The sequence below is a fragment of the Zhongshania sp. genome (assembly GCF_029212375.1).
In the GTDB taxonomy this organism is placed as follows: Bacteria; Pseudomonadota; Gammaproteobacteria; order Pseudomonadales; family Spongiibacteraceae; genus Spongiibacter.
In genome coordinates this window covers 29,919-43,097 of sequence record NZ_JARGNU010000017.1, presented here as the reverse complement: position 1 = coordinate 43,097, position 13,179 = coordinate 29,919, and the positions used below count along the sequence as shown (strand labels likewise).

The window sequence follows — 13,179 nt, the reverse complement described above, 5'->3', positions numbered from 1 at the left end:
AGCAGTTTGCTCAGCTTGCGCGTGCGGGGTTTGCAGGCGGCGTGAGGCTGCCGAGCCGCGATAGGCCGCTTGATCTGAGCCAGCTCTGTAGTTTAGCGCTCAGCTTGGGGTCGCCGAGCACAATTACATCGCCAGCGCTTACGGCGTCGTTAAAGTGTTTTTGGCAAATCCAAATTTCAGTCATGGTTTTTAATGAGCACTTAATCAACAGATCGATCTCGAAGCCGGGATCTTTTAAGCACAAATCCAGCTCGCCTTGTTCGGATACCAGCCACCAATCTCGATTGCCGAGTTGGGCGTCGGGGTATTCAAATTGCGCCACTATTCTGCGCTTGGGAAACTGACTGGGATCGACGCTTCTGCGCATATCCCACATCAGTAAACCGGCGTCTAAGTCACCTTCGTTTAAATTAGATTGGGCCCAGCGGTGACCCCAAATGCCGAGTAATTCTATGACCGGCCGCAACTCCTTACCGGCTTCGGTCAATTGGTAATTTTGGTGGCCGCTTTCGCCCGTGTGTTCAATTACCCCAGATTTAATAAGTAACTTAAGCCGTGATGACAGTAAGCTGGGCGACATCAAGGGCACGCCTCTTTGTAAGTCGCTGAAGCGGGTGCTACCCGCCATAAATTCGCGAATGACAATTAAGGTCCAGCGTTCACACAATAATTGGCTAGCCTGCGCTAGGGGGCAGAATTGACCATAGGTTTTCATTGCGCAGCTCCATTGCCAGAACGGGCTATAGTTACTACAGATACTGTACTTAAGCGCGCAGATTATCAATGTTAGGGTGAAATCCCGACGGCGCGTATTGTCGTCAACTACGCCGCAAGCTAATTGAGGATGTAATAACATGAGCCAATCACTATTTGAGCGACTGGGTGGCAATAAGGGCATTACCGCGTTAACCAGCGATTTAGTCGACAATCACTTGGCAAACCCCGCCATTGCTAACCGCTTTATGAACAGCGATGTTGCCACCGTAAAAAATGCCGCCGCAATGTTTATGATCGCTGGCACGGGCGGCGAAAATAACTACAAGGGCAAAGATATGCTGGCCGCGCACAGGGGCATGAATATCTCGGCGCTTGAATTTATGGCGGTGCTCGACGACGCCTTAGTGGCGCTGGACCAATCCAAAATTGGCCAGCGTGAGCAGGAGGAGGTGCTCTTTATTTTGTACAGTATGCGCTCAGATATTGTGTTGGTTTAACCTGGGCTTGGGGTTTAATTGTCTTGTTTAAACGGCAGCATGGCACTGGCATCACGCAGATACTTAGCGATATGCAGTTTTTCGTCATCTAAAAACTGCGCGACGGCTGCTGAGAAATCGGCATCGGCCAGCCAGTGATTGGAGTAGGTTGCGATGGGCATGAAGCCGCGTTGAATTTTGTGCTCGCCCTGAGCGCCGGGGTCGAAATGGCGCAAACCTTCGCGCAGGCAGTATTCAATACCTTGGTAGTAACAGGTTTCAAAGTGCAGAAATTCGTACTCGCGCACGCAACCCCAGTAGCGTCCGTATAAGGTGTGCTGATCACGAAAATTAAGCGCCACCGCGACGGGCTCGTCGCCATGGCTGGCAATCACCAGCACCAAATGTTCGGGCATGGTGGCGGCCAATTGCGTAAAAAAGGCCTCGGGCAAATAGCCGCCGTGACCGCTGCGCTTGGCGTAGGTGAGCTGATAACAGTGAAAGAAAAATCGCCACTGGGCGGGGCTAATCTCGCTGCCACATAATATCTGTAAATCCAAACCTTGTTCGGCCACCGCTTTGCGCTCTTTGCGCAGGGTTTTGCGTTTGCGCGAGCTAAAACTGGCTAAAAAGCCGTCGAAATCGCCGTAATCGCGATCAAACCAGTGGTATTGGGGGCCGCTGCGCTGCATAAAGCCCAGCGGCTGCCACGCGCTGGAAACCTCAGGCTTGGAGAATAAAATGTGCACCGACGATGCGCCCATTTGCCGCGCATGCGCGGGTAGGCTGCTAGCGATGGCCTGCATTACGTCCTCGCGCTCAGCGTCGTTGGCCAGGCATAGCCTTGGCCCCGTTGCTGGGGTAAAGGGAATGGCGGCGAGTAATTTGGGGTAGTAGGAGCGGCCGTGGCGCTGGTAGGCATCGGCCCAAGACCAGTCAAAGACGTATTCGCCGTAGCTATGGGTTTTAATATACAACGGCATGAGCGCGACAATTTGCCCGTCGCGGCGCGCCACAAGGTGGTGGGGCTGCCAGCCTTTGTCGGCGGCAACCGCGCCGCTAGACTCTAATGCCTGTAAAAATTCGTGGCGGGTAAAGGGGTAATCTTGGCCGGCGATGGCGTTCCATGTAGCCGCATCAATTGCCGAGATGGCGTTAATAAACTCCAATTCCACCATTAAAAAATTCTCATGTCGCGATTAGGTAGTGCAGGGCAATGCCGGCAAAAATCACCGCGCCCACCCAGTTATTGTTTAAAAAGGCTTTAAAACAATTTTCTGGTTGGCGGTATTGAATTAGCCGTTGCTGGTAGATAAACAGGCCGCTGGCGGCGATTAAGCTGGCGTAGTAAATAAAGCTCATGCCAAAGCGCACGCCGACCATGAGCATGACAATAATCACGCAAACTTGGAGCATGGCGGTGATGGTGATGTCGTCGTCGCCAAATAAAATGGCGGTGGATTTAACGCCAATTTTGAGGTCGTCTTCGCGGTCGACCATGGCGTAAAAAGTGTCGTAGCAGACTGTCCAAATCAATACGCCAATATAAATTAACCACAGCGCGGGTGGCAGGGTGCCACTTTGCGCGGCAAATGCCATGGGTATGCCCCAGGCAAAGGCGGCCCCTAAGACCAGCTGCGGCAAATGGGTGTAGCGTTTCATAAAGGGGTAGCTGGCGGCGAGCAATACCGCGCCGAACGACAGCAGAATCGTTAAGGTATTGGTGAACAGCACCAACACAAAGGCGAGCAAGCACAGGCAGGAAAATAGAATCAGCGCCTCTTTTTCACTGACTACGCCCTGGGCAAAGGGCCGGTTTTTGGTGCGCCCAACGTGGGCGTCTATTTTGCGGTCGGCATAGTCGTTAATCACACAGCCAGCAGAGCGCATTAGAAAGGTGCCGATAATAAATATAAGCAGTAAATCCCAGCGCGGCAGGCCCTCGGCCGCCAGCCACAGCGCCCATAAGGTCGGCCACAGCACAAGATAAGTGCCTATGGGCCGATCGGTGCGCATCAGGGCTAAATAGTGGGGCCGCTGCTTTTGGATATGCTCAAGAATCCGTGTCATAAGGCGCTCTTCAGAACTGTGTGGCAAAAGTATAGCAGTAGCGCCAATCGAGAACGACGCGCTACCAAGGCGTAAAGGCTGGGAGAAAAATCTCGCTAACCATAATAGGCCGATCGCTGAGTAGAAACCGTGACCGCCGTCCCCACAGCATTTTCTCGGAATCAGGACTTATACCTAGCTGTAGGCCGCTGCTGGGAATTTGGCAGATCTCGTAGGGATCGCGGGCCATGCTGTGGTCGGTAAACAGCAAATGCCCCAAGGGCCGGTTGTCGAGATGGCGCAGGCGCGCCAAACGGCCAACTAAGGAGCTGGCGGGCATTACACTGCGGGCGAAAACCCAAGGTTGATTGTGGCAGCAGAGCAGGACTTCGCGCACTAGCCCCCAGTCGCGGTCGCCCATGCCGAGCAGGCGCCGCTCAGACAAGCGCGGCAGCTGCCAGCGCTGCGATAGTACCTCTACGTGGAAATGTCCGCCCGACGCCCTTCGCAAATGGGCGGTCAGCGAACCGGTGTCTAGGAGCCAGTGGGCGGTCGCCGCTGGGGGTTTGCCGGTGGCAAACTGGCGATAATCCCGCCACTTTGGCTCAGCGGTCTGGAATCGTGTCGTTTGAAAAGCGTACAATGGCGGCCTTCGGTATTGAGGGGGGCGTCAATAAGAGCCTTGCCGTTAAAGAAATCTGCTATATTGAAAAAAGCGTGGCGGCAGAATGCGCGATTCACCCTCGACTTGCAAGTGTCAGAATAGGCTGAGTAAGCCCAGAGATCTGATACCCTTATTTTTTTACGCTTCACTGATAGAAGCTCCGTGTGCAGAGGATTTTGGCTAATGAGTAAATGGGAATGTATTGTTTGCGGTTGGGTCTATGATGAGGCCGTTGGCGACCCCGATTCTGGTATTGCCGCAGGCACCCGCTGGGAAGATGTTCCCGATGATTGGTTATGCCCCGACTGCGGCGTGGGTAAAGAAGACTTTGAAATGATTGAAAAGTCGGAAGAGAGTGACCTGCCCCATCACGACGAGCCCGCCTCGGCCAGCGCCGAAGCCGCGATTGTGGTAATCGGCACTGGCCTCGCCGGTTACGGTCTGGTGCGCGAGCTTCGCAAATACGACAAAGACAGCCCAATTATTATGATTAGCGCCGACGATGGCCGCGCTTACTCTAAGCCGATGTTGTCCACTGGCTTTACCAAGAATATGGATGCCGATGCACTTACCCAAAAAGACGCCGGCACTATGGGTGAAGACCTTAACGCCAGCGTGTGGACCTCAACCAAGGTCACGGCCATAAACACCGCCGCGCAGACCATTACTATTGGTGACAAGGCCACCCAAGTTCACTACAAAAAACTGGTACTGGCGTTGGGCGCCGACGTTATTCGCCCACCGATTAAAGGCAATGCGCTGGAATACGTGTATTCGGTGAACGACCTGCTGGACTACGATGACTTCCGCACCGCAGTCGCTAAAAACAATGTTAAGAAGGTCTGCATTATTGGTGGTGGCCTTATTGGTTGCGAGTTCACCAACGACCTGCTCAACGGCGGTATTGCTACTGAAACGGTTGATCCGCTGGGTTATTGCATTCCTACTTTGCTGCCCGAAGCGGCGGGTAAGGCAGTGCAGGCTGGCTTAGAAGCCCAGGGCGCTAAATTCCACTTTGGCCCGCTGGTTACCGAAGTAAACAAAACCGGTGATGCGCTGACGGTTAGCCTGAACAATGGCGAAACCATTAGCTGCGACTTGGTGTTGTCTGCAGTTGGCGTGCGTCCGCAAATCGCCTTGGCGCAGGAAGCGGGTATTAGCACTAATCGCGGTATTGTGACTAACCGCCTGCTAGAAACCAATGCGCCCAATGTTTACGCCATGGGTGATTGCGCCGAAGTCGCCGGCCACGTGCTGGTATACGTGGCGCCACTGATGGCTCAGGCCCGCGCGTTGGCCAAGACCTTGACGGGTGAGGCGACGGAAGTTAGCTACCCAGCAATGCCGGTTACCATTAAGGTTCCCGCTTGCCCAGTTACGGTTAGCCCCGCACCCCGTGACGCGGAAGGCAGCTGGGAAATTGAGCAAGATGGCATCAACGTGGTTGCCCGCTTTATTGACCGCAACGGTGATTTGTTGGGCTTTGCCCTGACCGGTGACGGCACTAAGCAGAAAATGGCACTGCAAAAACTGCTGCCGGCGATTATGCCCTGAGGAGGTATTTACAAGCTCGGCATAGTCGGGCTTGTGAATTGATGCTCTGATCTGGTTTGTAAACGCTCAGCTATAAAAAAAGCCCTGCTTTTGGTATTCCAAAGCGGGGCTTTTTTATGTCTTTTATACTTGCCTTTAAGCGGGCCGCAATTCAAAGCCTAGGCGGGTATTGGCAATCTCTATGGTGTCGCCGTGATTGAGCTTGCGGGCTTGCAGGCCAATGGCTTCGCCATTGATTTTGGGGGTGCGGCCGTCTTGGCCCTCGATGTGCTCTAGGTAATAGTCTTGCTGGCGGCGACTAATGGCAGCGACCTGAAAACCGGCCTTACCTAATTTGGTCATGGGTTTGCTCAACTCCATTTCGCGGCCTGCAGCGCCGCCATTTTGCACCTGCAAATAGCCCATCATGGGCGCGGGTGCTGGCGTGCTGCGTTGCATACTGGGCCGAATGGCAATGGTTTTTTCTACCTCTTCTTCGGCTGCAGCCGCGCGAGCTAGACCGTGGTAGGTTAGTGAGTGCTTGCCAATGGTAATGTAGTCGCCGCTGCGCAAGGCGTGGCGAGTCACTGGGTTGCCATTAACCATGGTGCCATTGGTGCTGTCGAGATCGACCAGAAAACTGTCATTTAGAAAGGTTTCTACCGCGGCGTGACGGCCACTAACCGCTAAATTTTCAATGCAGATATCATTGTCTGCTGCGCGGCCAATCGTCACCCGCTCTTTATCAAGAGGGAAATCCTCAATCACTCTACCCTGAAAACTGAGAACCAGCTTTGCCATAATTCTTGTCCGTTACCGAGCTATTTCCCTTAGTCGAACCATTCAAGCGACTCATCATCTAGCGCATCGTCTTGACCGGCGACCACCTCATCTACACACACTACAATAATAGAAATATTGTCTTTACCGCCGGCGTCATTGGCCATTGTCAGCAAGCGCATGGTTGCTGCTTCGGGATCGTGTCCCTGTTCGCTCAAAATCTCGGTGATCTCGGCATCATTAAGCATACCGGTCAGGCCGTCGGAGCACAGCAGATAAATATCGCCACTGCGAACCAGTTCTTCCAGTAAATCTACCTCAAGCTCGCTTAACAAGCCAAGCGCTCTGGTGATTACATTTTTGTTTTTTGCGGTGCGGGCTTCTTCTTCGGTATACAGCTTGCGCGCCACCCATTCCTGTACAAGGGTGTGGTCGGTGGTGAGCTGATCTAAAAATCCCTCGCGGAATCGATACAGGCGGGAGTCGCCAACATGGGCTACCGCCAGGCGCTGGCCTATAAAACGCATAGCTACCACGGTAGTGCCCATGCCCTTGCGACTCGCGTCGTGCTCGGCGGCCGCCAGTATTTCGCGGTTGGCCGCCAGCACGGCGTCGCGCAGGGCGAGGGTTTGCGGGGAATAGATTGAGTCTTCGTGGTTGGGCGCACTGGCAATGTTAAGGTGGCGGGATACTTCGGCAACGGCAATACTGCTCGCCACTTCGCCGGCATTGTGGCCGCCCATGCCATCGGCAACCACCATATACCCATGGTCGGCAGCAATGCCGATAGCGTCTTCATTGTGCTCGCGCACTTGGCCTATGTGGGTGACCCCAAAGACCCTAAATTCGATATTCTCATCCATGAAACCGCGCCAAATTTGAAGTAGTTATTAATGACTGAGTATAGACAGCGGCTTTTAGCGGGGTCAATGCAGAAAATCGAATACCGCACCAAGCCGTTTGGCTTTGGTGCGGTGGCTTAGTAGGGTCTCTCTAGGGCTGCAATTGGTCTACTGGGCAGCTGTCATTAGGGATGTTGGGATCGATCACGCATTCAAAATAGGGCACGGTTTCATTGTAAGTGCCGTCGAGCATCTTGCGCATATTTTCAAATCCCACCCGCATTACTGGGTGGCTGGCTTGGGCCTCGGAGCCGTGGCCTGCAAGATTAAGATACGGGTCGAGATCACCCGCGCCCACGGTACCCGTGCCGGTGGTGCCAGGGTCTTGGCCTGGATAAACCTCGGCAATCGTAAAAAATTGGGTGGCAATTCCGGCGGTGGTTAAGGCGGCGGCCATCACTCGGCCTTGGTTATGGGGCACTAAGCCGTCGTTAATGGCGTGAACCACCGTTGCCGCGCGCAGCCCAGCCAGCTTCATTTCGGCGCCGTGGTAAGCGGGTGAGCGACGGGCATAGGCCAGCGGGCAAACAAGCGGATTGCCGCCGGTATCGCGCTCTAGGCCCGCTTGGGCTTGGGCGGCAGTTTCTGACATAGAGGCGACTGCGGCTGCCTCTGCATAGGTCTCAGCCAATTGGCTCACGCCTTCAAGATCCAGCCAGTAATCGTAGAGCGAGCTGCCGTCGGCTGTTACCGCTGTTGATTCTACGATAGCCGTACCAGACACCGCGCCGCCCATTGATACGCCAAATAAATACACCGTTTTTATTGATGGAAATCGCGCCATGGCATGCAGGGTGGCGGCAATGGTGTCGTGGGCGCCGCGCAAGGCCGGAAAGCCTAAATTGTCGCGGTAATCTGTGGTGACAAAGGCAACGTCGCTAGGGTGATTGGCAAGGCTTTTAGCCAGCCGAATTTCACGCAGCATATGGGGTAGCCAGCTGCTGCGCACGTTGTGGCCGATGCCGTGGCTAAACACCACCAAGCGAGTGGGCGCTTCGTCTTTTTTGAATACCAGTAAACCTTCTGGCAGGGGGGTGTTTGAGGCGGTGTCGGGTATACACAGCGGATTAATATCGCTGGGGCCAGCAATATTAAAGGCGGCGAGATCGGTGGCCGCATCGGTTGTAAAGGTTTCGGTAACGTAGCTACTCGCTGACGAGTTACTTGAGTTTGAATTACCTGTGGTTGAGTGACTTGTGCCGCCACAAGCACACAGCGAGGCGACAATACCGGCCGCGAGGAGTTGGGAATATTTCATAATGACACCACCAAAAAAGAGCCGGTCTAAAAATTCGCCCAAGGGTTTGGGGCTTTAGAACAAGGCGTTTATTGAAGACTCGCGATTTTGCTACGGTGCTCTCTGGCGGAAAAATGGGTGTAATCGGTGGTTTATCAGCTATAAACAGCCGCACTCTGTGCATTTTTTGTTTTATCAGAGAGCACAATATAGGCTTGTGCTAATGCCATTTATTGCTTGTGTGTATGTTTGACCCGAAAACATTTCTTGTCAATTACCGTTTATATTAAATACTCACAGACTGCAATGTGTGTAATATTGGCGTTAATGTGTGTGGCGGCTAGTGTATTGTAAACTGAACACGGATCTTTACTGGCGCCGAGAAAGCCAGTATTTACTATGATTTTCAATAAGATAAAAATATTTCGAGAATTTGCGGTTTTTCTTCTGCTCATATCGCAATTACGTCTAGAATCTGTATGGGTGCCTAGGTTTTGCGTATGTAAAAACCGTATTTGCCAGCAAAATCAATAAAAATACTAAGTAAGGAAATTTAATATGGGTTTTTACGAGAATAAGATTCTGCCCATGGTGATCGACAAAGCGTGTTCAATGCAGCCGATTATGGCGCTGCGCGAGCAGGTTGTGCCCTTGGCCACTGGTGTTGTGCTGGAAGTAGGTATGGGTAGCGGGATTAATTTGGCGCTATACAATGCTGAAAACATTGATTTTATTTGGGGTTTAGAACCATCAGCGGGAATGCGCAAAAAGGCCCGCGCCAATGTTGATAAGGCCGCAGTAAAGGTGAAGTGGTTGGATTTAACCGGCGAAGAAATCTCGCTGGAAGACAATAGCGTCGACACCGTGTTGCTCACCTATACACTCTGCACCATCCCCGACTGGCGACAGGCTTTGCAGCAGATGCGGCGGGTATTAAAGCCTGGTGGCCGCCTGTTGTTTTGTGAACACGGCGCCGCGCCAGATCACAAGGTGAATAACTGGCAGAACCGCGTTACCCCCGTGTGGAAAAGGCTGGCTGGCGGCTGCCACCTCAACCGCCCAATCGACAAGCTGATAGTGAGCTGCGGCTTTAAAATAGAGCAGTTGGCCCAATGCTATGTTGCCGATATGCCGCGGATTGCGGGATATATGTACTACGGTTCAGCGGTTAAGGCCTAAGCTTACTGAACAGGCGTCGGCGGTCTGACGTCTGACGTCTGACGAGGTGCGGGAACCTATCTCCGCGTTTTCCATCTCCCATCAAGTGTTAGCCCGTCCGACGTCCGACACACGCCTATAGCCATTACCCAGCCTTCACGCTAGAGTAAAGCGCTATGTCTTCCGCTTAAACAGCCAAGAGCAAATAGCACTATGCGCACTATTCCCCTGCACTGGCAAATTGCCATCGCCATCGTTTTTGCGGTTCTCGCGGGCATTATCGGTGGCCCCGACGGGGGTGTTGGTGGGCTTTCATTTATTGCGGTGTATGACTTTTTAGGCACAATCTTTCTCAATGCCTTAAAAATGCTAATTGTGCCCTTAGTAATGGCGTCGATTATTAGCGGTATGGCGGGGGTGGGAGGCGACAAGCTTGAAAAGCTTGGCGGCAAAACCCTTCTTTTTTACGCCTGCAGCAGTTTGATTGCGATTCTTATCGGTTTACTGGTGGTGAATATCATCGCGCCAGGCGGCGGCGATAATCAGGCCTTGGCCGCCACTATTAGCAGCAGTGATGCTGAACTTACCAATACCCTTGCCAAGGTTGAAGGCCGCGGCATGGCCGATGTGGTGCAAGTATTTGTGCGCATGGTGCCCACCAATGTGGTGGCTGCGGCCGCCGATGGTCAAATGCTGGGCCTGATATTTTTTAGCTTATTATTTGGTTTTTTCTTAGCTTCAAGTAAGTCAGAGCACGCCGCTACCTTAATGCACTTTTGGCAGGGTGTAATGGATATCATGACCGAAATCACCATGTGGGTAATGAAATTTGCGCCGCTTGGGGTATTTGGTTTAGTGGCCAAAACCGTCGCGGTAACCGGTTTTGCGGCCTTTAAACCGATGCTGCTATTCTTCTTTACCGCCTTGCTGGCATTGATGATTCACGCTTTTGTGGCGCTGCCTTTGCTGCTGCGTTACGTGGGTAAGGTCAATCCAAAAGCGCATTACGCGGCCATGACGCCGGCATTGCTTACGGCATTTTCTACCGCCTCGAGCTCGGCGACGTTGCCGCTTACCTTAGAAAGTATTCAAGAGCAGTCCGGCGTATCAAAGCGAGTTAGCGGCTTTGTTCTGCCGTTGGGGGCGACGGTGAACATGGATGGCACGGCACTTTATGAATGTGTTGCCGCTATGTTTATTGCTCAGGTTTACGGCTTGGAATTAAGCTGGGTACAGCAATTTACGGTAGTGGTGATCGCGCTACTGACCTCCATTGGTGTTGCCGGCATACCCGCCGCGAGCCTAGTGGCGATCTCGGTTATTTTGGGGGCTATTGGCCTGCCCTTAGAAGGCATCGGCTTGCTGCTGGTCACTGACCGCGTGCTGGATATGGTGCGCACCGCCGTGAATGTGTTTAGCGATTCTTGTGCAGCGGTGATTATTGCCCGCAGCGAAGGTGAAACGACCAAGGTAGCTATTGACGCTTAATCGCTTGCGCGATCAAGCCCAGAGAATAGTGCCGTAGCTAATAGGCAATATTCTCTGGTTTTTGCTACTGGCTATAATTGAAAGAATTCAGCGCCAGCGGGGAGTTTACGCAAGCGTTTGCCGGTAGCGGCAAACAGGGCGTTAGCTACCGCGGGTGCGACTACCGGGGTGCCGGGTTCACCGACGCCGGTGGGCGCTTCTGCCGAAGGCACAATATGCACTTCAATTTCTGGCATATGCTGCATCCTAATCACTTGGTAGGTGTCGAAATTCTTCTGCTGGGGCTGGCTTTTCTCTAGGCTGATTTCACTTAACATCAGCGGCGATAAGCCAAAGCCAATACCGCCCTCCATTTGCGCGCGAATCACGTCTGGATTTACCGCCACGCCGCAATCCACTGCGCAGGTTATTTTGTGGACGCGAAATTTGCCGTTGTCGAGTTTGGCAATCTCGGCAACCTGCGCCACATACGAGTTAAACGACTCGTGCACTGCTAAACCGTGAAAATGCCCAGCCGGCAATTTTTTACCCCAGCCAGCGCGCTCGGCAACTAATTTAAGTACCCCGCGGTGGCGGGGGTGGTCTTTGAGCATCGCCAAGCGGTAGTTAAGCGGATCTTGTTTGGCGCGGTGGGCTAGCTCGTCTATAAAGGTTTACGGCATAGGCGGTGTGAGTTGAGCCCACGCTGCGCCAAAAGGACACCGGCACGGCGTTATAGGTGTTGTGTGCCTCTACCAATATGTTGGGAATGGCATAGGGCAGGTTGGCGGCGCCTTCAACACTTAGGCGGTCGACGGTTTTGGCGTCGGCACCAGTGATGGCTTGGCCAACTATGCACTGCTGCCACGCGGTAATGTCGCCTTTGCTATTGAGGCTGGCAGCGAGGCGATGCACATAGGCGGGGCGATAATAGCCCGCTTGGGTGTCGTCTTCGCGAGTCCATACTAGTTTTACGGGTGCAGATTTGCCCCAAGCTTTGACGATATTGGCCAGTTCAACGGGGTAGTCGCTGGTGAAACCGGCGCGGCGACCAAAACTGCCGCCAGCGAGCAGAGTATTAATTTTGATGCGTTCTGGGGCCAAGCCAAACACCTTGGCCACGGCGGCTTGATCCCAGCTTTGGCCTTGGCAGCCGTACCACATTTCGACACCCGCAGCGGTCTTTTGCAGCACGCAGTTCATTGGCTCCATTGCCGCGTGAGCCAAATAGGGAAATTCGTATTCGGCAATAAGGTGATTTTTATCTGCGCCAAGCACGGCAGCGACATCGCCGTCGTTGCGGGCTTGCAGGCCAGGGGTTTGGGCGAGTTTCTTATACTCGGCCATCTGCGCAGGGCTTGATATGTCGGCTGTGGGGCTGTTCCACTCCAAGCTTAGGGCATCGCGGCCCTTTTTAGCCTGCCAGAAGGTGTCGGCCAATACCGCAACGCCGCTGGGTATGGTGACCACCGCTTTTACTCCAGGTAGCTTCTCGGCTTTGCTGGCGTCCACATGTTTAAGGCTGGCGCCGAAGGCCGGCGGGTGGGCAACCACGGCGGTCAACATATTGGGGAATTGCACGTCTTGAGTAAAAATTGCCTTGCCGTTGGTTTTGCCGGTGTCTTTGCGGGCCAAATTGGCTTTGCCAATAAGCACAAAATCCTTAGGGTCTTTCAAGCTTACCGTGCTGGGTAAGGCTTGTTTGGCGGCGGCTATGGCCATGTCGCCAAAGCTGGCGCTGCGCTTGCTGGCGGCGTGACTGATTACGCCTTGTTTCACCGTAATGCTGGCTGCTTTGACCTGCCACTGTTCGGCGGCGGCGCCGGCTTCGCGCATTTGCGAATAGGAGTTGGCAATAGCGCTGCTGCCGCCGGTGAGCTGAGCGCCAAATAACAAGTTTTTGAATTTTTCGGGATTGGCGGGGGCGCCAACGGTTTCTATTTGCGCCCAGTCGGCGTCTAGCTCTTCGGCAATCAAGGTAGCTAAACCGGTGTAGGTGCCTTGGCCCATTTCTAAGTGCTTGATGGTGAGAATAACGCGGTTGTCGGGGTGAATATTAACAAAGGCATTGGCCTCTAAGCCCTTGCTTGGGTCAGCCTTATTGGCGGCGTGGGCGCCACTACTGAATTGCAAGCCGAGGCTGAGACCGGCACCGGCTTGGGCGCCGCGAATTAAAACAGGCGGCGAGATACGCTA

General features: G+C 53.5%; 13 protein-coding genes. 4 read left to right on the top strand and 9 right to left on the bottom strand.

Annotated elements, in window-relative coordinates; genetic code table 11:
• Nucleotides 1-10 precede the first annotated feature (10 nt).
• The gene (locus P1U47_RS15245) at nucleotides 11-715 is read right to left on the bottom strand and encodes a helix-turn-helix domain-containing protein (RefSeq protein WP_301030066.1); all 705 of its coding nucleotides are present in this window, start codon (nucleotides 713-715) and stop codon (nucleotides 11-13) included.
• Between the two features lie 139 nt (nucleotides 716-854).
• On the opposite strand from P1U47_RS15245, the gene P1U47_RS15240 reads away from it, so the two are divergent.
• On the top strand, nucleotides 855-1,214 hold the full coding sequence (locus P1U47_RS15240; protein WP_301030065.1) for a group 1 truncated hemoglobin: 360 nt from the start codon (nucleotides 855-857) through the stop codon (nucleotides 1,212-1,214).
• Between the two features lie 14 nt (nucleotides 1,215-1,228).
• Here the strand turns inward: P1U47_RS15240 and P1U47_RS15235 are convergent, their stop codons facing one another.
• The 3 genes from P1U47_RS15235 to P1U47_RS15225 all read right to left on the bottom strand — a co-directional run bounded on the left by P1U47_RS15235 (nucleotide 1,229) and on the right by P1U47_RS15225 (nucleotide 3,885).
• Nucleotides 1,229-2,371 (bottom strand): GNAT family N-acetyltransferase, encoded by a 1,143-nt coding sequence (locus P1U47_RS15235; RefSeq protein ID WP_301030064.1) that lies wholly within the window; start codon nucleotides 2,369-2,371, stop codon nucleotides 1,229-1,231.
• Between the two features lie 10 nt (nucleotides 2,372-2,381).
• Entirely contained in the window at nucleotides 2,382-3,263 is an 882-nt protein-coding gene (ubiA, locus tag P1U47_RS15230) for a 4-hydroxybenzoate octaprenyltransferase (protein WP_301030063.1), read from the bottom strand.
• 61 nt (nucleotides 3,264-3,324) lie between these two features.
• Nucleotides 3,325-3,885, bottom strand: a complete 561-nt coding sequence (locus tag P1U47_RS15225; RefSeq protein WP_301030062.1) for a chorismate lyase — start codon at nucleotides 3,883-3,885, stop codon at nucleotides 3,325-3,327.
• Nucleotides 3,886-4,089: 204 nt separating this feature from the next.
• On the opposite strand from P1U47_RS15225, the gene P1U47_RS15220 reads away from it, so the two are divergent.
• Nucleotides 4,090-5,460 (top strand): FAD-dependent oxidoreductase, encoded by a 1,371-nt coding sequence (locus tag P1U47_RS15220; RefSeq protein WP_301030061.1) that lies wholly within the window; start codon nucleotides 4,090-4,092, stop codon nucleotides 5,458-5,460.
• A gap of 135 nt (nucleotides 5,461-5,595) precedes the next feature.
• Here the strand turns inward: P1U47_RS15220 and P1U47_RS15215 are convergent, their stop codons facing one another.
• The 3 genes from P1U47_RS15215 to P1U47_RS15205 all read right to left on the bottom strand — a co-directional run bounded on the left by P1U47_RS15215 (nucleotide 5,596) and on the right by P1U47_RS15205 (nucleotide 8,379).
• On the bottom strand, nucleotides 5,596-6,240 hold the full coding sequence (locus P1U47_RS15215; protein ID WP_301030060.1) for an FHA domain-containing protein: 645 nt from the start codon (nucleotides 6,238-6,240) through the stop codon (nucleotides 5,596-5,598).
• Nucleotides 6,241-6,269: 29 nt separating this feature from the next.
• Nucleotides 6,270-7,082 (bottom strand): Stp1/IreP family PP2C-type Ser/Thr phosphatase, encoded by an 813-nt coding sequence (locus P1U47_RS15210; protein WP_301030059.1) that lies wholly within the window; start codon nucleotides 7,080-7,082, stop codon nucleotides 6,270-6,272.
• A 130-nt stretch (nucleotides 7,083-7,212) separates the two neighbouring features.
• Nucleotides 7,213-8,379 (bottom strand): alpha/beta hydrolase, encoded by a 1,167-nt coding sequence (locus P1U47_RS15205; protein WP_301030058.1) that lies wholly within the window; start codon nucleotides 8,377-8,379, stop codon nucleotides 7,213-7,215.
• A gap of 537 nt (nucleotides 8,380-8,916) precedes the next feature.
• Here P1U47_RS15205 and P1U47_RS15200 point away from each other — a divergent pair.
• Both P1U47_RS15200 and P1U47_RS15195 read left to right on the top strand, forming a co-directional pair.
• Nucleotides 8,917-9,537: a class I SAM-dependent methyltransferase gene (locus P1U47_RS15200; RefSeq protein ID WP_301030057.1), complete on the top strand. Its 621-nt coding sequence runs from the start codon at nucleotides 8,917-8,919 to the stop codon at nucleotides 9,535-9,537.
• Between the two features lie 192 nt (nucleotides 9,538-9,729).
• On the top strand, nucleotides 9,730-11,004 hold the full coding sequence (locus P1U47_RS15195) for a dicarboxylate/amino acid:cation symporter (protein ID WP_301030056.1): 1,275 nt from the start codon (nucleotides 9,730-9,732) through the stop codon (nucleotides 11,002-11,004).
• 71 nt (nucleotides 11,005-11,075) lie between these two features.
• On the opposite strand, the gene P1U47_RS15190 is transcribed toward P1U47_RS15195, so the two are convergent.
• Entirely contained in the window at nucleotides 11,076-11,597 is a 522-nt protein-coding gene (locus P1U47_RS15190; protein ID WP_301030055.1) for a molybdopterin cofactor-binding domain-containing protein, read from the bottom strand.
• A 13-nt stretch (nucleotides 11,598-11,610) separates the two neighbouring features.
• Nucleotides 11,611-13,155 carry a molybdopterin cofactor-binding domain-containing protein gene (locus P1U47_RS15185; protein ID WP_301030087.1) on the bottom strand — a complete coding sequence of 515 codons (1,545 nt, stop codon included), beginning with the start codon at nucleotides 13,153-13,155 and terminating at the stop codon, nucleotides 11,611-11,613.
• Between the last annotated feature and the right edge of the window lie 24 nt (nucleotides 13,156-13,179).

Bases quoted from the DNA above. Each gene is read 5' to 3' on its own strand.
- P1U47_RS15240 (WP_301030065.1), top strand. From the start codon at position 855: ATGAGCCAATCACTATTTGAGCGACTGGGTGGCAATAAGGGCATTACC.
- P1U47_RS15190 (WP_301030055.1), bottom strand. From the start codon at position 11,597: ATGCTCAAAGACCACCCCCGCCACCGCGGGGTACTTAAATTAGTTGCC.
- ubiA (WP_301030063.1), bottom strand. From the start codon at position 3,263: ATGACACGGATTCTTGAGCATATCCAAAAGCAGCGGCCCCACTATTTA.
- P1U47_RS15235 (WP_301030064.1), bottom strand. From the start codon at position 2,371: ATGGTGGAATTGGAGTTTATTAACGCCATCTCGGCAATTGATGCGGCT.
- P1U47_RS15200 (WP_301030057.1), top strand. From the start codon at position 8,917: ATGGGTTTTTACGAGAATAAGATTCTGCCCATGGTGATCGACAAAGCG.
- P1U47_RS15245 (WP_301030066.1), bottom strand. From the start codon at position 715: ATGAAAACCTATGGTCAATTCTGCCCCCTAGCGCAGGCTAGCCAATTA.
- P1U47_RS15195 (WP_301030056.1), top strand. From the start codon at position 9,730: ATGCGCACTATTCCCCTGCACTGGCAAATTGCCATCGCCATCGTTTTT.
- P1U47_RS15205 (WP_301030058.1), bottom strand. From the start codon at position 8,379: ATGAAATATTCCCAACTCCTCGCGGCCGGTATTGTCGCCTCGCTGTGT.
- P1U47_RS15210 (WP_301030059.1), bottom strand. From the start codon at position 7,082: ATGGATGAGAATATCGAATTTAGGGTCTTTGGGGTCACCCACATAGGC.
- P1U47_RS15220 (WP_301030061.1), top strand. From the start codon at position 4,090: ATGAGTAAATGGGAATGTATTGTTTGCGGTTGGGTCTATGATGAGGCC.
- P1U47_RS15215 (WP_301030060.1), bottom strand. From the start codon at position 6,240: ATGGCAAAGCTGGTTCTCAGTTTTCAGGGTAGAGTGATTGAGGATTTC.